This is a genomic window from Actinopolyspora biskrensis, assembly GCF_013408175.1.
In the GTDB taxonomy this organism is placed as follows: Bacteria; Actinomycetota; Actinomycetes; order Mycobacteriales; family Pseudonocardiaceae; genus Actinopolyspora; species Actinopolyspora biskrensis.
The window spans coordinates 546,128-570,983 of the sequence record NZ_JACBYW010000001.1 but is presented as its reverse complement, the minus strand read 5'-3'; the positions used below and the strand labels follow the sequence as shown (position 1 = coordinate 570,983).

Here is a 24,856-nt window from a genome sequence, read left to right as displayed (position 1 = left end):
TGTACCCACACGGTGTCGGAGGGGCGAGCTGCGCACTATCCACCTGGATCCAGGTATCTGAAGGCGGATGACACGGCGGCCGTGTGTTCACGTTATGTGAAGCTTGCAGGCTTATCAACGGCACGCCCTTCGTCCCACTACGTTTATGCTGGTCTACGACCAGTAGCCAACGCATCGTCTTCTGAGATTTAGCCATCAGCACCCGCTACTCAACCGATGTGGCATACTACGAATCGTAAGGATGAGATCAAACTCTCAGCTCACTACGGTGTAGCTGAGCAATGGAGGAAACATGGCGTCAAGTGGCACCGAGACATTAGTCCGCACTATTTTTGACCAATGGCGCGAAACTAATGTTTCAACGATGGGCAAAGATGACGCATGGGAGGTATTTGTTTCGTGGCTATTGCTAAAAGAATACAATGTCACGTTAGATGACGTGCAGGACGGAGTTGTAGACGGAGGTAATGATGCAGGAATAGATTCTGTCTACACTTTACTGGAAGACACTCTGCTGCAACACGATTCTGACATAGTAGAGAAAAATGATGTCGCAAAGGAATATCGAGAGGGGCTCAACCTAGAACTCCATATCGTACAAGCTAAGAATCGAAACGCATTCAGCCAAAACGAAGTTACTAAACTCCAAAGTATTCTTCCGCAGGCGCTTGACTTGAGTCAAGAATTGAGCGAACTAAAACGAGAGATTCGAGAAGAAACACGAGAACGCCTAGAAATATTCCGACAGACACTCACCAATTTACTTACGCGCCGACCAAACTTGTCGATTAAGGTATGGTTTGCATCACGTGGTTTAACTGACAATATAAACCCAAATGTCACAGATAGAGCCAAACGACTCAGAAGAAACCTGGAGGAAGTCCTACCAAATGCGCGAGTAAATGTAGAATTCACCGGGGCGGGCGAGCTATGGAAGACATACGATAGCCGCTCTCCTGACACTTTGGATCTCCATTGTGATGAAATCATGACCAGCGGGGAATCATATGTTGCATTGGCCCCGCTTGAAAATTACATATCTCTCATTTGCGAACCCGGGTCAGATTTTTCAGTCCGCCGTCACCTCTTCGATGCAAATGTTCGTGATCACCAGGGAAACGTTGCTGTCAACAAAGAGATCATGAGCACCCTTGAAGATCAATCGAGCCCCGAATTCTGGTGGATGAACAACGGGGTTACGATATTGTGCGATGAGGCACATAGCGTCGGAAAAAGATTCGCATTGAAAAACATCCAAATCGTCAATGGGCTTCAAACTTCTTACACGATTGCAAGCTGGTTCAAAAAAATAAATGAATTGGATGGAGATAGTCAACCTTTGCAGGAGGCACGAAACCGCAAAATTTTGGTTCGCATCATTGTGGCCGATAATGATATAGTGCGCGACCGGATAATACGGGCAACTAACCGACAGACACCCGTTGCTGATGCTTCGCTACGGGCTACCGATAGAATCCAGCGTCAAATCGAACGCTATTTTGAATCTAATGATCTCTTTTATGACCGACGAAAAGGGTACTACAGGAATCTGGGGAAGGATCCTGGTAAAATTATCAGCATTTCGTACCTAGGGCAGGCTATGTACGCTATCGCCTACGGTAAGCCGGAGGTTGCGAGAGGAAAGCCTAACTCGTTGCTTGCCGAGGAGGCGCGATATAAACAAGCTTTCGATCCTGGCGCAGGACTTCAAATCTTCTACTGGGTTGCTCAAGTGTTGAGGTCAGCGGACGCGCATCTGCAGTCTGTTTCTCAGGCACGGTATCCTGAGCGACGCTATTTGGCTCCTTTTGTCGCGTATGCCGCGGTAACGAAGGAACTTGGCTATGCTTCGAATCATTGGAATAAGCTATCAAATCTAGTTGAATCAGGAAGGAAATTTTCAGGGGACGAAATCGAGGAAGCGGCAAGGCTCGTGAAGGATAGCCTGGACCGGTTTACTGAAGTAAACAGCACCACCGCAGCGGATGCAACAAAAAGGCAAGCATTTACTCAACACCTAGCTGAGGACCTGACTAAATAGCATTCTAGCGATCCGGATGGAATTCTCTCTGGCACAAGGAATACAACCGGCCCTCGCCGGCGAATGGTGCCGCATAGTGGGCAACGCGTTGGGGCTCCGCCAACGGTACCCAGCTTACATTGAAACCATTGCATCACCGGCTGACCTCCTACGGCAGGAAGTGGCCAGAGTCTCCTTTTCGGGGACCTTCCGGTTCTGGATGCCTTTCAGAGGGTCTCCGGCGGCACCAACGTTGAGGAGGTCGGGTGCCGCCGGACGATCGTGTGATCACTCGTCGACGGTTCGTTCCGCACGGTGTTGAGGCAGCAGATCAAGCATCATTAGCAAAGCAAATCCTCGAAGAGTTCGGCAAATACGCGGAGATTCGTCCCGGGGACAATGAATCGTTAACGCTAAGCCCCAGACATCTACAACTCCTGGCCTCAGGGCAGAGCCCGAAGAGACAACCGCTCGACACGATTCGACCGGCGACCGCGAAACTACCTGAAAGCATCTTCGTCCTGGGGTATCGACAAACTATTCGCATAGCCTTCGCCAGGGAGAACCTTGGGCAAACGATCGACACCTGCTAAGAGGGTGTCTTGATAGGTGATGTGGCGACGTCTACACCGGGCCGTGCTCGACGAGTTCGGCGCCGATGGCGAGCTCGATGGGGCCCGAGCGATCGTGGACGGGGCCAGCGTTCGTACGAAAAACGGGGATCTGCCACCGGGCCGAACCCCGTCGACCGAGGCAAAACCGGGGCGAAGTTGCACATCCTGACCGAGCCCGGCGGACTGCCACTGTCGGTGGCGGTCTCCGGGCCCAAACACCCACGAGATGAATGCCCTCACACCTCTCGTGCACGCGGTCCCGGAGGCGTTCGCCTCGCTGACCACGACGTCGCAGGCCAGCGAAGCTGCACGCAGACACAGGTTACGACTACGACGAACTACGTCACTGGCTGCACCCTCGGAACATCGTGCCGCGCATCGCCCGCACCGACGTCGAAGGATCCCTCACCCCACCACAGCACTGGCCTGCTACAAGAACATCCCCCAACGAGACGCACTCTAAATAACTCCATTTGATGCAAGGATTATCACAGTTACCAACACAGCAAGCACGCCCAACATGAAACCAACTAAACCAAACTTCCAACGTTGTTCGTGATCAACGTAAACTGGACGCTCACCAATGTCGATCAATTTAGATTTCTTCTCAATTTCAGCCACCACAGCCTTGCCAGCTGACTCGATTGATCCGTTGATATCAGAAATCGCGGAACGCCCCGCGGATTCAATTGAACTACTAATATCTGATATGTCAGGCGAGTTTCTAATCACGCTTGCGTAATCATCATTAAGCTGCTCCAGCTTTTGAGAAAAACTCAACAACTCACCTATATCTATCGATGATATTTTATCAGCTGCATTGATCATGGCATTCGAGTTTGACTCAAGATCCCCAAGATTCACTGACGCCTGGTGCAGCTGCGCGGATCCCTCCTCAAGAAAACTAAGCCTTTCTGATGCCATATAAAGCATTTCAATAGAATCTGAGTCAATATAGTGATTTTCGATTTCTTCAAAAAGACTGCGCAGCAGTTCTGCGGCACCCTCACTGACATCTTTTAAATCTTCCAAAGAGGCCAATATCTCATCTTTTGTGGACTCTGCTGCTGTTGTCAGCATCTCATTCAGACGTTCTTCAGTGAGACGATCAATTCCATCTATTTTACTTCTGATCCCTTTTTCGTTTTCCTGTTTCCATTCACGAAGCAACTCCTCTGTGTATTCATGCTCATTTGATTTTTTATCCACCCGCGGGTGGTGCCCCCCACAAAGAAGGATAAGGTTTTCGAAATCATCCCGATCGGCCTTACTTATGGGGCGATACCGAGGACCTTCAGGTGAAACTGCTACAATATGAGCAATTTGCACATTTTTCTTTTGAGTATTATCACCAAGAAAACTCACGCTAGGAATAGTGCAACCTGGATAGTAACATTTGAGACTAACTGCAAAAATTGCTGCTTCCGTCGCAGCGCTATAGCTACGATCTCCCATGAGAAGAACCTTTTCGCATCACCATATACACGTACAGTGCTGGTGATCATACCAGCAGAGATCAGCAGGTAGATAATATCAAAAAATGGGATGACAATGAGGGTGGATATAGAAACGAAGAGTCCTTGTGGGATCCACTCTTTCCGAGATCTCGAATGAGCACCGTATAACCAGCTGCCCTCCGCAGTTGTCCCGCGCCTCCGGCGATTCCTATACGGGACAGGCTTACTGGGACAGCGGCGCAAAGCTAGTGATCTGCAAAAATGCCCCGCATGTGCTGGTTGGCGGGAGACACTTTCCGGGTGTCCCAGCCGTCCCAGTCCCCCGGTACAGAGCACGGGGACGGCTCTTGAAGCTGGGACGGGACAGCGGGACACCTCACCGCGCGCTACGGCCGGAGACCGCCGTTACAGACGCCGCAGGCCGTCGAGGACGCGCTTCATCAGGGTAAGAGAGGGTGCGTAGAGGTCACCGCGGAACGCGGTCACGTAGCCGACAGGATCGCTTCTGACATGGTGCTTGCCGCTCGTGTTTCTCCTCGTTTGCGAGATCAACGGTGCTCGTCTCCGATAGTTTCGCGCATGAGCCGAGACAACTCTTCGAGAATTTCCACCAGCTCGCTCGCCTGCGCGGTGCTGTAGCGGCCACCGCTGATATCGTGCGCAGCGTCGTCGAGCAACCATTGTGCCTTGAGCATCGATATGGCGAGCACGGTTTTCGGCGGACATTCCTCCGCTGCTTCCTCGGTGGCAATTACCGTGCTCACCGTTCCGGCAGCTTCCGCAGCAGAATCATCGGGCACATCGCCGCACGAGGATGTAGGCGCATCATGTGCTTCGCCGAGTTTTGTTCCGCTGGCAGCTCCATCGGCAGTGGCGCCCATGACCAACATCAGGCACGGGACACACGGCGCACCCGGCATTGCTTGTTCCGTCTCCGGTACGGCACCGGGCTCGGCGACTTCTTCCACCTCCGTGGGGCTGAACTCATGGCGACACCACGACCACGTCCCTCCCCCAGCGGACTGATCCTCACAGTGCGCAACACGGTGCCGCTGCCCCGCTACACCGTTCCGGTACTGGAACCACCGCATCTTCGCGTCCACAATTGACCTCCACTCGCAACGGAACGCGGGCGGAGCCGAGAACCGAAGGGTGCTCACCGGCTCCGCCCGCGACCGGATGTCCGGCAGCGACGCGACAGAGGCGGAGAGCGCCGCTTCCGGACGATTCATGCGGACCGCTCCTGGCGCGGTCCGTGGCAGACTGACGACAGCCTGTCAGCGGCGACGGAGCACCAGAACGACTCGCGCACGACATCGCGACGACACGAGACCGACCGGACAGCACGAAGGAGAACGACAGTGCGGACTTTTCGGACCGTGCTCGAACAAAGAATCCGGGAACGCCGACAAACCCTCGAAGAGTTCGCCGAATACGCCGAGACGTTCGCCCGTGAGCACGGTGAGCCCGGAACACTTGGGCTACGTCATCTGCAACGTCTCGCATCCGGCCGCGGAACCGGCGGAAAGCCACTCGGCCCGGTTCGCCCGGCCACGGCTCGACTGCTCGAACGCATCTTCGACGAGAGCATCGACGACCTTCTCGCCGAACCATCGAACCCCGTGCCCTCCAGCGAGGTCACGAGCGGCCGTTCTCAGCTCAACGCAGGGCAACTCCCCAGCACCACAGGGACAGCCTTGCGGGAGCACTCCACGAACGCCGGACTGGAGACGGCCTGCGACTGGCTCGATCAGCGCGCGCAGTGGTCATCCCGGACAGCAGAGCAACAAGTACGGTCACAGCTCGCCCAGTCTCCCCCGACGGACCTGCACGATTGGCACGCGCAGCGGGCCAAGGTGGGCCGTAGCCAACTGGTCGACGCACTGTCCGAGTACTACGGACCCGTGGAGACACGGCGGAACACGTACCACGTGCGATGTGACGATCGCGGGATCGCGACCAGCATCCTCACGCGCCCGGACTGGCTCGACCTGGCGTGCCCACTAACTCCGGACAACGACCGATTGACGTTCACAACCACCAGCGACCACGCTGCTCCCGGCGAGTTCGATGCGACTCGCGCGGTGGACCGGCTCACCGAAGCAGCCGCCCTGGACGTGCAGGTCTCCAACGAGCCGCTGTACCGGTTGCTGGACATCGACATCAAGCCGGGCTCGATCGACGGCACGGTTTCCCTGGTCCCGTTCGTCGAGTACGCGCTGACGGCGGACCTCCTCGAAAGTGAGCTGATCAAGACAATCGGTTCCGACAGCGGCGCTCAACGGCACAACTTGCCGCTGCGCGACAGGTACCTCCCGGATCTCGCTTCGGTTCTCGACCTGCCCGGACGGCTCTGCGCGGGCGGCACACTCGCCCTGTGCGCCATCGCCCGCCCAGCCAGCCCCTACCGCGGCGAAGCCGACTACGCCTTGCTCGTCCAACAGCGTTCCAACCAGGTGATCAACGCCGCCGAGAGTCTGGCCGTGATCCCCAAGGGTTTCCACCAGCCGCTGAAGGAGTTCCGCGCCGACGCTTCGATCGGGGTAACCCTCCGCCGCGAGCTGGAGGAGGAGCTGTTCGGTCGCAGCGAGGTCGACAGCACAGCTGGTCCGCAGCGCATCGCGGCCCCGATGCATCCGAGCCGGCTGTCCGAACCGATGCGCTGGATCACCGAGCACCCCGAGTGCGTACGAACGGAGTGCACGGGGTTCGGCTTCAACCTGGTCAGCGGGAACTTCGAGTTCCCCGCCCTGATCCTCGTCGAGGACGAGGAGTTCTGGAAGCAGTACGGTGGACAGCTCGAAGCCAACTGGGAGACGGCCGGACTGCGCCTTTACTCCAGCGCGGACCGGGACTTGGTGAACGAACTGTTGTCCGACGAGTCCTGGAGCAACGAGGGGTTGTTCGCGATGCTCCAGGGAATCCGTCGGCTCGGTGAACTCGGGGACGAGCGGGTCGATCTTCCTGCCGTCGATCCGGCGATGCAGGCGTGATCAGGTCGAGGAGGGCCACCGGACGGTGATCACGACCGAATCGGTGAGGGCTTCCCAGAAGTGGTCGATCCCCGGTCCCCACACGACGTAGTCACCTTGCCGTTCCAGTGTGAAGCTGCCTTCGGTGAGCTCCAGGCGGAACCGTCCCTGAACCAGCAGCAGCAGAGTCGTTCGCTGGTCGTCGGCAGTCCACCCGGAACGCTTCTCCCCCGAGGCGTGGTGGCCCCACTTCACTTCGAGAGCCTCCGTGGCGCGCACGTCCTCGGGAGGGTCGATGAAGTGTCCGAGCAACCATCCCCTGGTGTCCTGCCCGTCGTCGGAAGCGTTCCCGCTGTGCCAGTTGGTGCCCACTACCGCATCTCCCATTCGACGTCCGGCAACGCAACTCTCTCACCACCGAGTTCCGACAACCGCCGGAGCCCCTGCAGGAACGCGAACAGCCCTTCGTTGCTCCAGGCCACGTCGTGCACCAGTTCAGTCAGCAACTCCCTGTCCAGGCTGGAGTACTGGCGCAGGTTCGACGACTCCCAGTTGGCCTCGATCTGCCCGCCATAGCGCTCCCAGAACTCCTCGTCCTCGACGAGGATCAGGGCGGGGAACTCGAAGTTCCCGCTGACCAGGTTGAAGCCGAACCCCGTGCACTCCATTCGCACCTGAGCGGCCTCGTCCAGCAGCCAGCTCATCGGCCCGGACAACCTGCTCGGGTGCATCGGATCGGCCTTGCGCTGATCGCCGACCGTGTTGTCGATCTCCTCTCGCCCGAACAGCTCCTCTTCCAGCTCGCGGCGGAGCGTGGCGCCGACCTGCGCGTCGGACCGGGGATCGGTCAACGGCTGGTGGAAGCCCTTGGGGGTGACCGCCAGGCTGCGCGCGGCGTTGACGACGTGTCCTGAACGCTCCTGCACCAGGAGAAGGTAGTCGGCTTCGCCGCGGTAGGGGCTGGCTGGGCGGGCGATGGCGCACAGGGCGAGTGTGCCGCCCGCGCAGAGCCGTCCGGGCAGGTCGAGAACCGAAGCGAGATCCGGGAGGTACCTGTCGCGGAGGGGCAGCGAGCCGGGTTGGGTCGCGTTACCGGACGCGAGCGCGTCGACCAGTTCCCCTTCGAGGAGATCCGCGGTCAACGCGTACTCGACGAAGTGGGCGATACCGACCGAACCGGAAATCAGTCCCTTGCTGATGTCCGTTCCGAGGAGCCGGTACAGAGGCATGTCGACGAGTCGGGTTCCCAGCGTCAGGGTCTCGGTCAATCGTTCAACGGCGTGTTCCGCGGCTTCCGCGTCCAACGATCTGCTGGAATCCATCGCGGCTTGGGTGACGGTGAGCCGATCATTGGCCGCGACCAGTGAAGCGTCGAGATCCAACCATTCGGGGCAGGTGAGGACACTGCTGGTGATCCCACCATCGCGACCGCAGGTAGCGCCGTAAAGGCCATAACTTCCGGTTGTGTCGCCGTAGTACTCGCTCAGGGCTCGCGCGATGTCGCGTTGGTTCACGCGTCCGCGTCGCTTTCCGCGATCCTGCAACGAGTGGGCGTTCTGACCAACCAGCCTCGCGGCGGTCTTCCGACGAGCCGTTCCCGGTTGCCAACCGGCCTGGCGGTCGAGCCAGTCCAGCGCGGCGACGATGTTCTGATCAGAGCTGAGTCGCTGCTCAGCCTCGGTTACCGCTTCGTCGCGCTCCCCGTCGCTTCGAGCGCGCTCGTCGTCCGATGAGCCGGACGTGAGGGCTGCGAACCGCTCCCTGACCGACGGGGAGGCTTGTTCCAACGCCGTGTCGAGAAGTTGTTGCATCTCGGACTTCGGTCGCAGATTCGGCTTCTGATGCCACGTGGCAACCGTCCTGACGGCGATTCCCAGGCGTTCCGCGAACGACTCGTTACTCAGCCGCGAAGCGGCCTGTAACGCGCAGGCACTACGTCCTGTCCAATCGCTCGTCTGCTCCATGCCTCACGCCTCCACAAATGCGTCGTGCATCGAATCTGCACCGCTCGTGCACCGGAATTGCGTCGTCGATTCATGGGGATCAACGCGAATGTCGGATGAAATCAATGGCATGGAAAAAGCCAATTCCGACACAGAAGCAAAACCGGCGCTATCGAGTCGTTCGGACATGCTCGACCACCGTGTTCAGGTCGGCTCTCAGACCGTCCACGCGCTCGGTGAGTTCGGACAGCCGTTGTTCGATCCCGTCCAAACGAGCCCTGAGGGCGTCATCGTCGTCCTCGGGTTTGTCCGGTTCGGGTGGCCTGCGTCCGTGCAACACGGCTTCGAGGTGCTTGGGATGCCAACCAAGCGTGACGGACAGCGACTCCAACGTCCGCTGACTCCGACGCCGTTCGACCGTGTGGTGCTGGATCTCCCGGACTATCGCTTGCGAGACCAGGGAGCGATCCGCGAGTTCCCGTTGACGCCACCCCAACGCTTTTACGCGCTCGTCGATGGCCGCGGCGACTGCCGCCCAGTCTTCTGACACTTATTCCTCCGCGCTCCGCCTCAGCGCCGAGGCTAACGGTTCTCTTCCAGCTCCACGTAACGACATTTCATTCATCGCCCCGTGGATCACACGTCATTCCACAAGCACGCTGAAATCAGCGGAAAATCGCTGAAATCATCAACCAGCTAAGGATTCTCATGCGTTTCGCCATGTCCGAAGTCAGGCGTTCGGACTGCTACACGATCCGAGAAGTCGCCCTGATCCTCGATGTCGATCCCTCACGGGTATCGCACGCGATCCGAGCCGGGAGCCTCCGCGCCGTGCTGCGGAGCGGTCGGCTGCTGATTCCGGCCAAGGCGCTCATGCAGGCACTCGACGGTCCGACCGACGGCGGGGAAACCAGCACCGGAAGCAACCGACGGTCCGGAGGTGGTCTGTGATGACGAATTCGTACGACGACCTCCGACTGATCGGCATCGCGTGGCGGTTGGACCGGCTGCGCTGGGTGCCACGTGCCGCACTCACCGAGCTCGTCCAGCGCGACGGTTCCTGCATGTGGCCCTCGCCCGCGAATGAGCAGCCACCGGGCCACGAGCACCCCCTCACGGACGCGGAACTCGCCGCACTGCTCTGCGCGGGCTGTCCGGTGCAGGACGAGTGCCTGGAGCTGGAGTTGCGCGCGGAGGGCGAACACACGCTCGGGGTTTGGGGAGCTCTGTCCCAGGACGACCGCCGAGAACTCCATCCGCACTGGCTCCGCCGTGGAGAGCGCGCCGAGGACACCGAAGGAGGTGATGCGTGGTGACCGTGCACCTGACCCCCACTCAGGTACTCGCCGCTCTCGGTGTCCTGCTGACCCTGGTGTTGGTGCTGGTCCTCTCCTGGCGCTTCAGCGTGCGGGCCGCCCGACGAGCCGCGGACACCGCCCGGACCGGTACGCGCCTCATGTCGCTGACCGGGCGAACGGCACTCACCGCCGCGGGGATCGTGGGCGTGCAGTGGACCGTGATCACTCACCCCGGGAACACGACGTTGTTGCTGGTCGTGCTGGGACTACCGGCGGTGATCGCGTCGTACACGCTCACCCGAGCTCTGACGGTGCTGACGGAGGAGACCCCTCGTTCGAGGCGTGATCGACGATGAGCGAGCAAGACAGGAGCCTTCGCACCACGACCACCTCCGCGGAGATCGAGCCGCACGTGTTCGAAGGCGAGCTGGTCGAGGACGCTTCGGGGATTTCGGCGTCGAGGCTGTGGCGGCAATTCGTGAATCGGTGGCAGCGTTCATCACGCGTACCGGCAGCTCTGAAGTCACGACAGGCCGCGAAACAAGCGGTTCAGGATGCCACGGCGTTCGCGCTGCGAGCGCCGTGGCGGTTCACCACCACGGCAGGTCGGGGACTGTTGGCGGCCGTACGCGGTTGGCGTCGGTGGGTTCGGGTGCACGACTACCGGGAGGCCGCCGAGCACTCGGAAAAGCTCGCCGACAAGTTCACCGAGATCCGCGCCCTGACGCTGTTCCGCTGGAAGGTCACTGTGGCCGTGACGATCACGGCCGCCGTGCTGGTCGCCGTGGCCGATCTCGTCTACGGCTCTGCAGCGCTGTGGATCACGGGGAGCTGTTGCGCGGTCGCGCTGGCGTTCCTCGGTCGTCGCAAGGACGGATCACCGGGGCGGAAACCGTCCCTGTCCGGACCGAGGACCTTGGCTTGGACGATGGATCCGCAACTCCTCGTCGATGCCTTCCGCGACGCGAAGTTGATCGGCAAGGACGAATCGTTGCGGCTGGTCGAGCGAGCCGCGCACGACGGAGCGGGGTGGGCGGTCACCGTCGACCTCCCGGCTACCCGCAAAGCCGCCGATGCGATCAAGAACCGGGAGGCGCTGGCATCGGCGCTGGCCGTGGACGAGATGCAGCTCATCGTTGAGCGGGTACGCGGCCGCGGCGGGCACGCGGGGCGGGTCTTTCTCTGGATCGCCGACGAGGACCCGTACTCGGGACCGCCTGTCCGCTTCCCACTGCTCGACGCGAAACGGTGGGACGCGTGGCGCCCGATCCCGTTCGGGCAGGACGCGCGGAACCGGCGAATCGACCTGCAGCTGGTGTGGACGTCTTTGGTGGTGGGCGCGATCCCACGACAGGGGAAGACCTTCGCCGCACGGCTTCCGGCCGCCGGACTGATCCTGGATCCGTACACACGGCTCTACGTCTTCGACGGCAAGGGCGGCAAGGACTGGGAGGCGGCCGGGGCCGTCGCGCACCGCTTCGTCTGCGGTGACGAACTCGAACACGTCGAAACCGTCCGTGACCGTCTCGTCGAACTGGTCGCCGAGGTCCAGTCCAGGTTCACCAAGATGTCCGCGTTGGACGACGCTGTCTGCCCCGAATCGAAGATCACACCGGGCATCTCCCGAGATCCCGAGCTCGGAATGCCGATCACCGCCGTGATCATCGACGAGGTTCAGGTCTACTTGGAGAACACGACGCGGCAGGACGTGGGCGGAAAGAAGACCACGCTCGGCGCCTACATCACCGACCTTCTCGCCTACCTCGCCCGGAAGGGACCGGCGGTCGGGATCGTGGTCGTCCTCGCCACCCAGCGGCCGGATTCGAACACGATCCCTCCGCGACTGCGCGCCGTGCTCGGTTCCCGGTTCGCGCTGCGCGTCATGGACTGGCGGGACTCCAACATCGTGCTCGGGGAACAGATGAACACCCGCGGCTACGACGCCTCTGGGCTGCTTCCCAGACACAAGGGAGTCGGCATCCTCCGCCCGGACTCCGAGTCCGACACCGGCTCCGAGTTTCTCGCCGTGACCGTGCAGACCTACTACATGGACAATGCCGAGTGGCGGAGCATCTGCACCCGCGGCCGAGCGCTCCGCGAAACCGCCGGAACCCTGAGCGGACACGCAGCCGGGGACGACAGCCTCCAAACCGTCGACCAGAGCAGCGTCGTCCAAGCTCTCGGCAGCGACACCGGCGCAACCGGCGGCTGGAGCGGACGCGAGTCCCTGGAACTGACGGAACCACTGGCCTCCGTCGTGAACTACCTCGGTGGTGATCTCGATCCCGGGGTACGTGAGTTCGTCCCCACCGCCGAGCTGACCGAGACGCTCGACGCGGAACCGAGCACGTTCGCCCAGCGGATGGGTGAGCTCGGCTGTCGACCCGTCCGGCATCGCGTCCAGAACGAGGACGGCGACACACGCCGGGTGCGTGGTTATCTCACGGCCGAGATCCGCGCGGCCGTCGAACGTGCGGCGAACGATGAAATCAGCTCTCCTGACGACGGGGACAGCGATCCGTCATGAACAGCGCTGATCGAAAGGAGCAATCCCCAACTGTTCACTTACCGGAGGAACTTCCTGTACTCACCCCGGCGAGAAGCCGCATACTGCTTGCCGTGCTGATCGAGCTGACCGAGACGCAGCTACCGCACGAAAGCACGGAGGAGGGATCACATGACCGCTGATATCAGCCAAGACCCGTGGGCGACGCTCGATGGCCTGCTCGGCGTCGAGGTCGCCGAAGCCGCGGACACCGGTCTCGGAGCGGTGGCCTTCTACGGCCGTTGTTCCACTGAGGACAACCAGGACCCGGAAACCTCGTACAACTGGCAGCTGAGCAACGCCCGCAAGTTCGTCGAGCCGCTCGGCGGAAGCGTGGTCGCCGAGTTTTTCGACATAGGACAGTCCCGTTCCGTGCCGTGGGAGCGACGCGAAGAGGCCGGACGACTGTTGAGTGCTCTGAAGGACTCGGACCGGGGATGGGACGCGGTGGTCGTCGGGGAGGGGACACGGTGCTGGTTCGGCAATCAGTTCTCGCTGATCGCCCCCAAGTTCGCCGCGCACGGGGTGGACCTGTGGGTCCCGGAGCTGGGTGGCAAGTTCGACTCCCACAACCCCTCGCACAAGATGCTGATGAGCGTGCTGGGCGGGATGAGCGAGTCGGAACGCCAGCACATCCAGACCCGGGTCCGGGCCGCGATGGATGCCCAGGTGCTCAACGAGGGGCGCCACCAGGGAGGCCGGGCTCCGTACGGGTACGTCGTCGTCGACGGTGGTTCTCACCCCAACCCGCGCAAGGAGTCCGAGGGCTACCGGCTGCGCGTGCTGGCCGTCGACGAGTCCGCGGCCGAGGTGGTGCGCCGGATCTTCGCCGAGTACCTGTCCGGTCAGGGTGATCGGGCCATCGCCAACGGCCTCAACCGCGAGGGCGTCCCCTGCCCCTCGGCACAGCGGCCGAGGCAGAACCGGCACCGGCTGGCCGACGGCTGGCAGGCCAGCACCGTTCGCGCCATCCTGGACAACCCGCGCTACACCGGCTACGCCTTCTTCGGACGCTGGACCAGGCACGAAACCCTGCTCGACCCCGACGACGTCGCCGCCGGGCACGTGACCCGCTTCCGCCGCTCCCAACCGGACCGGGTGGTCCGCTCCCGACAACCGGCCCATCCGGCCCTGATCACCGTGCAGGACTTCACCCAAGCACAGCTGCTCCGCCGGTCGAAGTCGACCGGCGGACTGCGGACGGCGCGGAAAGCCGAGCGCGGCGGGCGGCCCACGAAGCGGACCTATCTGTTCCGCGGTCGGGTCCGGTGCGCGCTGTGCGGCCGCAAGATGGAGGCCAGTCCCCGCAAGCACGCGATGTACTACCGGTGCCCGGCCCGCACGCTCGCCCCGAGCTCACCCGCTCTGGAGTCCCATCCCCCGGCGGTCTATCTCCGCGAGGACATGATCCGCGACGAGATCAACGGATGGCTCGCCGACCTGTTCCACCGCGACAACGTCACCCGAACCGTGAAAGCGCTGGCAGCCTCTCAGGACCAGTCCGGCGCGTCCAGCAGCCGCGAGGCCGCGCAGAAACGCGTCACCGACGCCGAGACGCGGATCCGCCGGTTCCAGGAGGCCATCGAAGCGGGCGTGGACCCCGCGGCATTGGCCGAGACGATCAACGAAGCCCAAGCCGAACGAGCGGCGGCCAAGGCCGAACTCGACGCCACCCCCACGAGCAGCGCCCTGAGCGAGGCCGAGATTCACGCACGGATCGACTCACTCGGAGAAATCGGCCCAGCACTGGCCAACACCAGCCCGGAGAAACTCGCGAACCTGTACACAGCTGTTTCCCTGCAGATTCGCTACCAACCCGATGACCACGCGGCCGACGTCACCATCGAGCCCGTGGGCCGGGTGAATAGTAAGGGTGTCGGAGGGGGGACTTGACCCCTCCATCCGGGGAAATTTCCCCACCTTGGGGAAATCATACCGAGACCGTAACAGATCACCGGCCTGGCGCACACGAGGAACACCGCTTCCGAAGTCGAACGCTGTGTGCTCGTACGTCGACACCGTGGGCTCAGCACCAGAGGTGTCCGCTGTGGAGAATCCGCTGCCGTGGCGGAATCCTGCGAAGGTCTCGGATCACTTCCGGGACTCGGCCAGAGGATGCTCCTCGCCGGTGAGTGCCGCCAAGGCGGTGGCGATATCGGCGAGATCGGCACGAATATACGTGGTGGTGGCACTGGCGTGACTGGTATCGGTGTGCCCGGCCCAGGCACGAGCGGTGGCGTAGCCGAAGTGGCGCTCCACCCACGTCAGCGTGGTGTGCCGCAGCCAGTGAGTGCTGATCTGCTGGGTGGCCACCCACGGCAGATGTTGCCCCAGTCGGCGCCACAGGTGGTCATAGCGCCGCCGCGTCAACGGTTTTCCCGAGCGATACCGCAGCAGAGCATCACCGGAAGCCTCGGCACCGCGCTGCTCGGCGTGCTCCCGCAGATGCCGCATCAGCGTCGGCGAGACAGGCTGCCAGCGCACGGTATCGTTCTTCTCCCGCAGCAGGACCACACACTGATCCGGATCCAGGTCGGCCGAGGTCAATGCCAGCGCGCCTCCCCTGCGGCAGGCGGTTTCGGTGTGCAACCGCAGCAACAGCGTGTCCAGCATCGGATCGTTGCCGGTCTGGCCGGCCACCCGGTTGATCGCGGCCATGCTCTCGTCCGACAACCCCCGCCGCGTACTCGGCAGCCGCCGGGGCTTTCGCACCCGCAGGGCCGGGTTGTCCGCCTCGTCGAGCAACCCGTCGGCCACCGCGTGACTGTAAACGCACCGCAACGCCGCGATCAGATGCTCCACCGCGCAACGACCGCCCCGGGTGTTGCGCCGGTGCACGACTTGGCCGCGAACGTGCTCGGCGAGCCGGCGAATCTCCGAAGGAGTGGGTTCATCCAGTCGACGCTCTCCCCACTCACGTACGACCCGATTCCAGTACGATCGATACGCCCGACAGGTCCCCACCGACACCGCCTCGGCCACCCGGGGGACGTACTCGGCGAACACAGGCACCGTTTCCCGCTGACCTCGTACGTTGACGAGCTCCTCCGGAGAAACGCCCATCCGGGTCAACACCAGCCGCGCTGCCTGAATATCAGCCGACCGACCACCGGCGTCCGGGCTGAGAGCATCGCCCGAACTCACAACGCCTCCCCCGACTCCTGACCGTTACAGGCGGCATGATGGCGCGCGAGCATCGCCTCCACCGTCGACATCGTGTGCACGATGAGCACCCCGTACTCGGCAGAACCCGCCAACAACACACGATCCCCAGGACGAATCGCGCACCGCTCACGCAGCAAGCTCGGAATCGGCACTCTCCCCCGTTCGGCAACCGCGAGCTCACCGTCCACACAGCTCCGCACGATCACCGCGTTCCGCGAACACCACACCCGAACACGGTCACCGGTTCGCCACCCCAAAGCCCGCAGCACACCACGTTCACTCACCCGGCCACTCGCATCAACGGCCGCGATCCCGTAGGTCATCGAGGCCGTACCGGTCGACGACAACGCCGCCACCGGAAGCCGCGGGACCCGACCACCAATCGGTCTTCTCACCGGAACGAGGCCCTCGACAACACACTCCGCTCGGGACTTCGACGACACGACATACCCTCCGCAGCACACTCGCTATCGCGCCCCTGCGGGTTCACCATGTCCGCAACGGGACCAACCACGCGCCGAGCGAGCGTGCCACACGCCCTGCGGCCACGTCCGATTTTGCTCCGGAGACCACCATCAGTTCCGCGGAGCCTCTCCGAGGCTCACTAGCATCGGTTCGAGCCTCTGCTGCCGGTATGCGCTGCCAGTAGACAGGCCCGAAGCCGTTGTTGCTCGCTCAAGAGTGTAAGGAGGCCGTTCGTGTGATCCACCGGCGTCCAGAGAGATGAGCTGTGCAGAAGCTGTGATTCGGGCCGAGCTGAACATGCCGAGCGGGGCAGCTGTTCTCGACATCGCGGACTCTCCCACATCCGCATAGAAAGGACAGCTCGATAACCGTTCCCTTCGCGGTCAAGCGAGGCACAACCGGATCGAAATATCACCTGATCTGCAACGACGTCAGTGCTTCCTTGACAAGGATACTTATTAACGACGCTCATCCGGTCCTGCCACCAGACCGCGTAGCAGCCAGAGTTCACACGCTGCTCGAGGCCAACACGACCATGCGGCTACACGAACTACGCCTTCGCTGGCAAACTAATCGTCGATGCCTCTCCCCGTATCTTCCGACGTCGCGACAAGTAAGCACCCCACAAGATCACAAAACGGTAACGCACTCTAATTTTCCTAGCACAAAAAGGGGTTTCCCCGCGTGAGCGGGGGTGAGTCCAGGCGGGACTTGTGCCGCTCCATCAGGTTGTCGGTTTCCTCGCGTGAGCGGGGGTGAGCCCAGCACGGCCACGTGCGCCCGAGTCAGCCCGAGGATTTCCCCGCTCGCGCGGGGGTGAGCCCCGACCCAGAGCTGGAACTCACCCCCCAGGAGAGAAGTCCCCGCGCGAGCGGGGATGAGCTCCCGGGTTCGACGCAGGTGCGGCACACGTAGGAGAACTCCCCGCGCGAGCGGGGTGAGCCCATGTCCAGGCACGTCGGCAACACCCATAGCTCGAACTTCCCGCGCGAGCGGGGTGAGCCCTCCATGGGAACGCCTTCTGACGACAGGGTTTAGAAGTCCCCGCGCAAGCGGGGGTGATCCCCGCAGTTGTACACGCCGCTAGACCTCCTCATCGGTTTCCCCGCTCGCGCAGAGGGTGAGCCACCCTAGCCCGGTCAGCGTCGGCGTAGTTGTACACACGAGCGCCCCCGGAACTCCGCGGAGCTCCGGGCACTCTTTTCGCATGGGGCCGTTGATTCAGAGGGCGAGGTAGCCCTGCTGCCACTGCACCGTGGTGGGGCGTGTCCCGGTGTGGGTGTATTCGGTCAGGGCCCGGCGGACGTCGGTTTGGGGGAGTGAGGCTGAGGCGGGCAGGAGGTCGGGGCCATCGCAGGCGAACACCAGTTCGGGGGCGTCCTCGGGGGCGTGTGGGTTGAAGGTGTCCAGTACCTCGGCGGTGCCGATCCAGGTCATCGCTGCCCATCCGGTAGGCGGGTGGGAGGCCACCCGAAGGTAGGCCGGTGGGAACAGGGCTCCGCCCTCGTCACGGTCGGAGCGTGCGGGCCGGTCCCAGGAGCAGACGATGGTGGTGCGGCTGTAGTCGGTGTTCTCAGCGAGAACGAGGTTGAGCAGTGTTTCGACCTCGTCCGGGGCGCTGGCTGTGTGGGTGCGCTCGTCTTGATCGAAGAGCACAGTGACGACGGTGGCAGTGTCGATGGTGGTTATGCTTGTCCCTCGATTCGTCGTGGCTGGGTGGCTCCCGGGTTCCCAGACGTCCAAGACGGACCCGCGGGGCAGGATGGTGCGGATCGCTTTCTCACAGTAGAGATCACCCCAGATGGTCTCTACTCGTAGAAGTGCGCGGGGTCGAGCAGGCCGATCGGGATGCGGGCGGTGGTGGTCGTGGGGTGGGCATCGTTCATGCCGCGCAACACCAGGGCCAGGCGGGGCCGGTGATCGAGATGGCGTGCGATGTCGAAGAACACGGCCAGGATGTGCGCGCAGGGACGTTTGCGGCTCCGGCAGCTGCAGGTCGCGGTGATCGAGCCCTGTTCCGGCCCGGGCGTTTGTCCGTTGTGAACGAGGGCGGTGTGGACGGCGTCGGACAGGTCGTCGGAACCACCGGTAGCGACGCGTTGGGCATACTGCAACTGATGTTCGTTCCAGGTGGGCATATCCACCCGCACCTGGTGCGTGCCGTTGTGCTCTACGGTCGCCGTGATCTGGGCCACCGACGAAATCCGCTGGCCTGCGACGACGGATCTTGACAAGACGGGGTTCACCACGCCAATGAAGATTGTTTCCCGTCGTGCTGGTCAGCGGGGGTGCGGACATCTCTCACCGCCGCCCGGAACTCGTTTCCGATATCGCTCGGTCACGCCCTGCCAGCTGTTCACGGAAGGTCTGCCTCGCAGCGGCCAAATCTTCCGTGGCGGGGGGACGGCATGCGCCGGGAAGGGGTCGCGTGGCCCGCGACTGTGGGCCGGGGGCTTGCTGGGGGTCACGGGGAGTGGCAGTGGGTTGCTCCATGTAGGTGACATCGCCTGATTCGTGATCGCGCTGTCAGGGCTCCTTGTGATGATCGTCGCGGGTGGTGGTGCCGTGGGCAAAGGAGCAGCCGCATGACCCAGGCTCGGTGGTCGATGTCTCCGGAGGCTGAGCTCGACACGGGCATGGTGGCGAGCTTGGACGACTTGCTGAAAAACGTGCTCAGCACTCCGGAGATCCTGGAGGCGCTGGACGCGGCGCGTCTGAACCGATACGAGCTGCTGGAGCAGATCCTGCACGATCGGTCGTTTCGGGCGCGGGCGTTGAGCATGTACGAGCCGGTCGAGAAGCGCCGCCAGCAGCTGCGGGAACACCGCGAGCTCAAGCCTTCCTGGGGACTGCAGGACTGGCAGCCCGAACGACGCCACTGGCTGATCGTGCTAGCAGCGGGGTTACTCCCGCCGGTTGCGATAGGCGTTCTGTTCGGCGTTGTCTGGTCGGCGCCCCTGTGGATATGTTTCGGGCTCATGGCAGTCTCCTACTGGGCAGAACTACGTATCCGGCCGCTTTTGGAGCTAGCGAATCTGCCACAGGCCACCTGGGAGCGGCTGCAATGGGGGCGCCGACGGCAAGCGTTGCAGCTCGGGGTTCCCGTCCGGCGGTTTCGGTGGAAGCAAACCGTCCGGGATGAGCTGATCCTGCCGGAGGTGCGCGAACGCATCAACGACAGCCATGCTCCCTCGTTCGAGCATACTCTCACCGTGCGCGACGCCGCGGGTCTGCAGTCGGTCGACGAGGTGTCGTTGCTCATCCGCACCGACTCCATGAGCACACTCTTGCGGGAGTTGCGGCGCCCGCAAGTGGGCGCCATCGCTCTGGCCGGCCAACGCGGAGCCGGCAAAACCACGTTGATCCAGGCGCTGGCTGGAGACATGGTCGGCGACGACGAACCACCACGGCTGACGATTACCGTGGGCGCACCTGCCCGCTACGAGGCGCGGGATTTCGTGCTGCATCTGCATGCTCGGGTCTGTCGCGCCGTCCTGGACCATCTGACTGCCCGCGGCGATGCGGACCACATCAGCGCCGAGCACCAGCGCTGGCAACACCTGCGAGGCCAAGTTCGGCGCCGTCATGACGCGAGCACACTGCTGCGCCGGCTCTGGCGGGGGCTGCGCTGGGCGGTGCCACTGCTGGTGCTGGGCTGGCTGCTGTGGTACCGCGACCTGGCCAGTGCGGTGGATCACTACGTCGCCGACGTACGGCTGCTGCACGCCGCGGGGGCCAACAATGCCGACTCGCCACAGTGGTCTGCTCGGCACCTGCTCGCCCTGCTCGCGGTGACCACGGGCCTGTCCATCGCCGTGGTCAACGCCCTGGGGATTGTAGCGATCCCCCTGGGCAAGATCCTCTGCGCGCAGGGGCGCCACATCGTCCAGTTCGGCAGACAACTGCGCTACGGCTGGCATTCCTCAGGCGCTTCCCGGGCGGTGGGTACCGCGGTGACCCGCGTGTTCGTCGTGCTCGGTATGGAGTCGTTCACCCCACGGATCCGGGCGTACACACCCAAGGCCCAGAATCCGACAGCAGAGAATCGGGCCTTCGATGCTGATATCGCTGCGCTGCGTAAACTCGCCGAAGATCAGCTCCGTCGCGTGCGCTACCTGCAAACCCACACCTCCGGTTGGTCCGGAAAACTCAGCACAAGCAAAGGCGCGGAAATCAACTGGAACCGCTCGCTCCAGCATGCCGAACAACCACTGACACACCCGGAACTGGTCGACCAGCTCCGCGCCTTCCTCGAACGGACTGTGGCGGTACTGCGCGAGACCGGGGACATCGAGGGGCTGGTCATCGCCATCGACGAACTCGACAAAATGGCCAGCCCAACCCAGGCCCACGACTTCGTCAACGAGATCAAAGGCATCTTCGGCATCGCCCACTGCCCGTTCGTCGTGTCCGTCTCCGACGACGCACTCACCGACTTCGAACGTCGCGGCATCCCCGTCCGCGATGCTCTCGACAGCGCCTTCACGACCATGATCTCCGTGCCGCCGTTCACACTGGACGAGTCCCAACGCTGGCTCAGCCGCCGCGTCATCGGCCTGCCGCTGCCGTTCATCGGCCTGTGCCACTGTCTGTCCGGTGGCATCCCCCGGGAGCTCAGCCGCACCGCTACCGCCCTGCATGACCGCATCGACAGCGCAAAACCTCCTCACCTGGAGGAGGTAACACATCAGCTGGTCACCACCGACCTGAGCGCCAAGATCCGAGCCTTCGCCGCCGCGAGCCAGCAGCTCGGTCCCGCAGCCGATGTCGACACCGTCACCCTGACCCTGCACACCAGTTCCTGCGACACCGCCGACGACATGATCGTTCTGGCCACCCGGCTCCTCGAGGTCGTCGAGACCGAGCCCACCGCTGGACTGACGCAACTGCGCTGGCACGCAGCCAGTTATCTCTACTATTGCGCCACCGTGCTCGACATCTTCGACGCCGACCTCGACGAGCCGACTCTGCAAACCAGCTGGCAGCCCGGACCAGGAAGCCTGAGCCAACTCGCCGCTGCCCGGCAAGCCCTGGCAGTCACCCCGGCATGGAGCTGGCAACTACTCACCACAGTGCGCAAACACTGGTCGCTGCCCCTGGCCGACGAAACCGACATCCCAGCACCGATTCCTGCCAATGAAGGGAACTCCATGAGCAGCACCCAGTTCAACACCACACTGATTGAACAGTGGCCAGTCACCAACACCGCGGCTACCTACTTGGGCGCGGCCGAAGACCGCAGATACCACCGGCACCTGGGTACGCAGTTCACCGCGATGGTGGTGCAGGATTGGCGACACGCGGATGGGGCCACCGTCGCGTTTTGTTGGCCCATGCCGGAAATGGAACCGGAGCTGGTCGACATTGCTGACCGGTTCCCCGGCCGAGATGCATATGTGCTGGTCAACGGTATTTTTTGGGGGTCGCATACGCCGGAGCTGCGTGCCACGACAGGGCAGCATCCTGAACAGGACGACAAGGAAGTGGAATGGTCCGCGGTCGCCACCGCCTTGGGTCGATCCCTGCCGTTTTGGCCGTTCTCGCTGCGGATCCCGCAACTCATTCTGGACTGGAAACCCGGTGACGAGCCCGTGTTCTACCCGCCGCACCTGTCGATCAACGTCGACGAAACGGTGCTGCTCCGCATGGCCACGCTCTACCCGGCCGGGCACGCGGTACACCGCACCCTGATCAACGCGGTGCAGGCCGCCCAATACGCTGACATCTCCGACGAACGACTGCTGCGCGAACGTCTCGACGACGGAGGGATCAGCAGCCACCACATTCACCTCGCCGCCGAGCCAGTCGAAACCCCGAAGGTCGAACTGGACGACCTGCCTGAGCACGAGCGCCGCGATGCGTGGCGCCAGATACTGCAACGGTCCGACAAACTCGCAGTCGACTGCGTCCACAATACCGCAGACATGCCAATCAGCGTGCGCGCGGATTTCCCGCACATCTCCACCATCACCATCCCCCACAGCAAGTGGGGGGAAGAGTTCCTCACCCGTCTCGACGCGGTCACCTACCGGGCCGTGTTCGTCATGCTCGACCCGGACAGCGCAGACACCCTCTGGATCGACCCGCTCAGCGACACCCCTGTCACGATCGATCCCAGCGGTGCGGAAGTACGTGCACTGGCGCCCTACCGACTACCCTCGTCCAGCCCCTTGGCTGAGCTGATCCTGGACGGCGACATCTGGGTACGCACCGAAAACGGAACTCTCTATCCCGCACCCCACGACGACTACCATGGCCTGTCCTGGGGGTACGGCGGCTCCGGGCCCACAACCCTCGCGGTGCTCGCGGATCGGCTCCTCGACGACATCACCGTCCCCGGCGCCGACCTCGGCCACAACGACCACCACTCACCCGGCTTGCAGGAGCTCATGCAACACCTCTGGCCCGACGGAACAGTATTGACCCGAGCACAGCTCGAAGACGTACGCAACGCGACCAGCACATAACCCCGAGACAAGCACACCGATTGTCCGCCGCCCCGGGCAGAGCAATGCCCCCATTTCGGGAAGCTCTGCCCGATCGTCACGTCCAAGCGCGACGAAACATTGTGTCGGTCACCCAACACCGATTATGTCGTCGGCCCGATCTGGCCGGGCCGTATTTCCACGCTGTGGATGTGATCGTGACGCGCCAGCGACCGTGCTTTGGGCAGCGCCGGATCCGGCCGGCTCAGTGAAGTGGGCTCGGCCAACGCCACTGGAGCATCGGGCACACCTTCGCCTGGCTGAGCGGCTACCGTCGACTGACTCTGCGCTACGAAAACCGTGCCGACCTCTTCACCACCTTACTCACCCTCACCTGCTACAAAAACTCCCCATATGAGACACCCTCTTAGAAGTTGGAGCCAGTCGTTGATGGCGACGATGGTCGCGGTGTCTTCGTAGCGGACGGCGAGTTTGTCGTATCTGATGACCACGGCACACTGGTGAATGTTCCCGATCTCGCTTCTGGCTCTGAGGCCGCGTATCAGCCAGTGTTCAGACGCTGCTACGAGACCAGCACGCTACACGAACCACGCCATCGCTGGCAGACTGATCACCGATGTTCCTACCCGCACCTTCCGATGTCACGGCAAGCGAGCGCCCTACAAAATCACAAAACGGTAAACCACTCTGATTTTCCCAGCACAAAAAGAGAAGTCCCCGCGCGAGCGGGGGTGAGCCCTCGTCGAGTCCGCCCGGATGCGGGTTGCTCTTGAAGTCCCCGCGCGAGCGGGGGTGAGCCCGCGCCCACCGCCGGCGGGAGCGATCATCTTCGGAAGTCCCCGCGCGAGCGGGGGTGAGCCCCCAACTGATCTTGGGCTGGATCTTGCCCATGCGAAGTCCCCGCGCGAGCGGGGGTGAGCCGCAGCCTGGTAGTGAGGCGTGGTCGAAGGTTGTGAAGTCCCCGCGCTAGCGGGGGTGAGCCCTCTGGGGGTGTGAGATGGGGCGCGTGCGTGAGGAAGTCCCCGCGCGAGCGGGGGTGAGCCGTGGCTGACCGCCGCGGCCGAGCAGGCCCGCATGCTGCTGGGTTTCCCCGCTCACACGAGACGACTAGACTCACCGGGCGCTGCAGCTAGCAGTTTCCCGTGGTGGGAAACCGCTCGAGGACGTGCCAGGTGTAGTGGTGATCGGCGCGGGTGAGTTCGACCAGGCGCAGCTCAGTGATGGTGACCTCGACAGGAGGCAGTGCCCGTGCCCGGCGCACAGAGCGAATGATCTCCTCCGGTGACTGCACCCGATTGCTGTAGGCAATACCCACATGGGGCCGGTACATCCGCAGCGGGTCGATGTCGGCATGGCCCGAGGCCGTCGACACCGCGCGATACACCCCAAGCAGCGGAGACCACGGAGCAACGCTGAACCGCACAGCCCCCGGAGAACCGGCCAACGGGATCAGTTGCAGACGAAACGGCTCGACCCCACGGCAGTGTTCCCCACGGCCCTGGCCGCGGCCCGCAACGTCGGCACGGGCACCTCATCGACATAGCCCAGACGGCGCACGGTCAGGTGCAGACTCTCCGGCGGAACCAGATCGAGCCCTTCCGCGGGCAGCAGCTGCTGACAACGCCGGCTCAACGCGCGGGCCGGTTCCTGCTCGTCCAGGGTGATCATCCAGTGATAGGAACGCCGGTGTGGACGGTCCCAGTGGCACAGCATCCGCTCGACTCGCTCGAACGCGGCCTGATCGTGGACCGCGATACCAACCGGATCCTCGTGATCTTCCGGTGGATCGGCCGGGAACATCGAACTGTACGAACTACCCACACCGACCAGCCTGACCCGCACCCGCTGCTCATCCGTCACCGGGTTGGCCCCCAGCGACATCACACACCCGAGGACCTCTCGTTCCGCGGCCCACAAGTAGCGGTCCGGCA

At 62.8% G+C, this 24,856-nt stretch carries 18 protein-coding genes and 1 CRISPR repeat array; of the genes, 9 read left to right on the top strand and 9 right to left on the bottom strand.

Translation table 11 applies throughout. The annotated features are described in order from the left end of the window. The first annotated feature begins 292 nt into the window (after nt 1–292). Nucleotides 293–2,041 carry an AIPR family protein gene (locus tag FHR84_RS02615; protein WP_179533791.1) on the top strand — a complete coding sequence of 583 codons (1,749 nt, stop codon included), beginning with the start codon at nt 293–295 and terminating at the stop codon, nt 2,039–2,041. Between the two features lie 1,052 nt (nt 2,042–3,093). On the opposite strand, the gene FHR84_RS02610 is transcribed toward FHR84_RS02615, so the two are convergent. Together FHR84_RS02610 and FHR84_RS02605 are read right to left on the bottom strand one after the other, a co-directional pair. Further along, nucleotides 3,094–4,089, bottom strand: coding sequence for an HNH endonuclease signature motif containing protein (locus FHR84_RS02610; RefSeq protein WP_179533790.1), 996 nt, complete (start codon nt 4,087–4,089; stop codon nt 3,094–3,096). Between the two features lie 550 nt (nt 4,090–4,639). Further along, a complete protein-coding gene (locus tag FHR84_RS02605) occupies nt 4,640–5,059 on the bottom strand; it encodes a hypothetical protein (protein ID WP_179533789.1) in 420 nt (139 codons plus the stop codon). Between the two features lie 393 nt (nt 5,060–5,452). On the opposite strand from FHR84_RS02605, the gene FHR84_RS02600 reads away from it, so the two are divergent. Then, the gene (locus tag FHR84_RS02600) at nt 5,453–7,084 is read left to right on the top strand and encodes a transcriptional regulator (protein WP_179533788.1); all 1,632 of its coding nucleotides are present in this window, start codon (nt 5,453–5,455) and stop codon (nt 7,082–7,084) included. On the opposite strand, the gene FHR84_RS02595 is transcribed toward FHR84_RS02600, so the two are convergent. Next, on the bottom strand, nt 7,085–7,435 hold the full coding sequence (locus FHR84_RS02595; RefSeq protein ID WP_179533787.1) for a signal peptidase I: 351 nt from the start codon (nt 7,433–7,435) through the stop codon (nt 7,085–7,087). After that, on the bottom strand, nt 7,435–8,874 hold the full coding sequence (locus tag FHR84_RS02590) for a hypothetical protein (RefSeq protein ID WP_218861876.1): 1,440 nt from the start codon (nt 8,872–8,874) through the stop codon (nt 7,435–7,437). Before FHR84_RS02590 ends, FHR84_RS02595 begins: the two co-directional genes overlap by 1 nt. Before the next feature lie 241 nt (nt 8,875–9,115). Here FHR84_RS02590 and FHR84_RS02585 point away from each other — a divergent pair, with 241 nt between their 5' ends. The 6 genes from FHR84_RS02585 to FHR84_RS02560 all read left to right on the top strand — a co-directional run bounded on the left by FHR84_RS02585 (nt 9,116) and on the right by FHR84_RS02560 (nt 14,742). Then, nucleotides 9,116–9,553, top strand: a complete 438-nt coding sequence (locus FHR84_RS02585; protein WP_179533785.1) for a hypothetical protein — start codon at nt 9,116–9,118, stop codon at nt 9,551–9,553. A 161-nt stretch (nt 9,554–9,714) separates the two neighbouring features. Further along, nucleotides 9,715–9,957, top strand: a complete 243-nt coding sequence (locus FHR84_RS02580; RefSeq protein WP_179533784.1) for a helix-turn-helix domain-containing protein — start codon at nt 9,715–9,717, stop codon at nt 9,955–9,957. Further along, on the top strand, nt 9,957–10,322 hold the full coding sequence (locus FHR84_RS02575) for a WhiB family transcriptional regulator (protein ID WP_179533783.1): 366 nt from the start codon (nt 9,957–9,959) through the stop codon (nt 10,320–10,322). The genes FHR84_RS02580 and FHR84_RS02575 overlap by 1 nt, the downstream gene beginning before the upstream one ends. Then, nucleotides 10,319–10,660, top strand: coding sequence for a hypothetical protein (locus FHR84_RS02570; RefSeq protein WP_179534381.1), 342 nt, complete (start codon nt 10,319–10,321; stop codon nt 10,658–10,660). Before FHR84_RS02575 ends, FHR84_RS02570 begins: the two co-directional genes overlap by 4 nt. Next, nucleotides 10,657–12,831 carry an FtsK/SpoIIIE domain-containing protein gene (locus FHR84_RS02565; protein WP_179533782.1) on the top strand — a complete coding sequence of 725 codons (2,175 nt, stop codon included), beginning with the start codon at nt 10,657–10,659 and terminating at the stop codon, nt 12,829–12,831. The genes FHR84_RS02570 and FHR84_RS02565 overlap by 4 nt, the downstream gene beginning before the upstream one ends. A 150-nt stretch (nt 12,832–12,981) precedes the next feature. Then, a complete protein-coding gene (locus tag FHR84_RS02560; RefSeq protein WP_179533781.1) occupies nt 12,982–14,742 on the top strand; it encodes a recombinase family protein in 1,761 nt (586 codons plus the stop codon). Nucleotides 14,743–14,940: 198 nt separating this feature from the next. Here the strand turns inward: FHR84_RS02560 and FHR84_RS02555 are convergent, their stop codons facing one another. From FHR84_RS02555 to FHR84_RS02545, 3 genes are all read right to left on the bottom strand, one after another. Next, complete coding sequence (locus FHR84_RS02555; RefSeq protein WP_179533780.1) at nt 14,941–15,993, bottom strand: tyrosine-type recombinase/integrase; 1,053 nt, start codon at nt 15,991–15,993, stop codon at nt 14,941–14,943. Nucleotides 15,994–17,700: 1,707 nt separating this feature from the next. After that, nucleotides 17,701–18,135: an Imm1 family immunity protein gene (locus FHR84_RS02550; protein ID WP_343075133.1), complete on the bottom strand. Its 435-nt coding sequence runs from the start codon at nt 18,133–18,135 to the stop codon at nt 17,701–17,703. 152 nt (nt 18,136–18,287) lie between these two features. After that, nucleotides 18,288–18,674, bottom strand: a complete 387-nt coding sequence (locus FHR84_RS02545; RefSeq protein WP_179533779.1) for an SWIM zinc finger family protein — start codon at nt 18,672–18,674, stop codon at nt 18,288–18,290. A gap of 390 nt (nt 18,675–19,064) precedes the next feature. Here FHR84_RS02545 and FHR84_RS02540 point away from each other — a divergent pair, with 390 nt between their 5' ends. Next, nucleotides 19,065–22,946: a hypothetical protein gene (locus FHR84_RS02540; protein WP_179533778.1), complete on the top strand. Its 3,882-nt coding sequence runs from the start codon at nt 19,065–19,067 to the stop codon at nt 22,944–22,946. Between the two features lie 689 nt (nt 22,947–23,635). Then, nucleotides 23,636–23,969: direct repeats of the CRISPR family, unit length 29 nt; unit sequence GAAGTCCCCGCGCGAGCGGGGGTGAGCCC. An 85-nt stretch (nt 23,970–24,054) separates the two neighbouring features. Here the strand turns inward: FHR84_RS02540 and FHR84_RS21925 are convergent. Both FHR84_RS21925 and FHR84_RS21920 read right to left on the bottom strand, forming a co-directional pair. Then, a complete protein-coding gene (locus FHR84_RS21925; protein WP_343075132.1) occupies nt 24,055–24,348 on the bottom strand; it encodes a 2'-5' RNA ligase family protein in 294 nt (97 codons plus the stop codon). A 26-nt stretch (nt 24,349–24,374) separates the two neighbouring features. Beyond that, nucleotides 24,375–24,806, bottom strand: coding sequence for a 2'-5' RNA ligase family protein (locus FHR84_RS21920; RefSeq protein WP_218861870.1), 432 nt, complete (start codon nt 24,804–24,806; stop codon nt 24,375–24,377). Nucleotides 24,807–24,856 lie beyond the last annotated feature (50 nt).

Excerpts from the sequence above, each read along its gene's own strand:
- FHR84_RS02615 (WP_179533791.1), top strand. The coding sequence starts at position 293 with ATGGCGTCAAGTGGCACCGAGACATTAGTCCGCACTATTTTTGACCAA.
- FHR84_RS02610 (WP_179533790.1), bottom strand. The coding sequence starts at position 4,089 with ATGGGAGATCGTAGCTATAGCGCTGCGACGGAAGCAGCAATTTTTGCA.
- FHR84_RS02590 (WP_218861876.1), bottom strand. The coding sequence starts at position 8,874 with ATGCAACAACTTCTCGACACGGCGTTGGAACAAGCCTCCCCGTCGGTC.
- FHR84_RS02585 (WP_179533785.1), top strand. The coding sequence starts at position 9,116 with ATGTCGGATGAAATCAATGGCATGGAAAAAGCCAATTCCGACACAGAA.
- FHR84_RS02580 (WP_179533784.1), top strand. The coding sequence starts at position 9,715 with ATGCGTTTCGCCATGTCCGAAGTCAGGCGTTCGGACTGCTACACGATC.
- FHR84_RS02575 (WP_179533783.1), top strand. The coding sequence starts at position 9,957 with ATGACGAATTCGTACGACGACCTCCGACTGATCGGCATCGCGTGGCGG.
- FHR84_RS02565 (WP_179533782.1), top strand. The coding sequence starts at position 10,657 with ATGAGCGAGCAAGACAGGAGCCTTCGCACCACGACCACCTCCGCGGAG.
- FHR84_RS02560 (WP_179533781.1), top strand. The coding sequence starts at position 12,982 with ATGACCGCTGATATCAGCCAAGACCCGTGGGCGACGCTCGATGGCCTG.
- FHR84_RS02540 (WP_179533778.1), top strand. The coding sequence starts at position 19,065 with ATGACCCAGGCTCGGTGGTCGATGTCTCCGGAGGCTGAGCTCGACACG.
- FHR84_RS21920 (WP_218861870.1), bottom strand. The coding sequence starts at position 24,806 with ATGTCGCTGGGGGCCAACCCGGTGACGGATGAGCAGCGGGTGCGGGTC.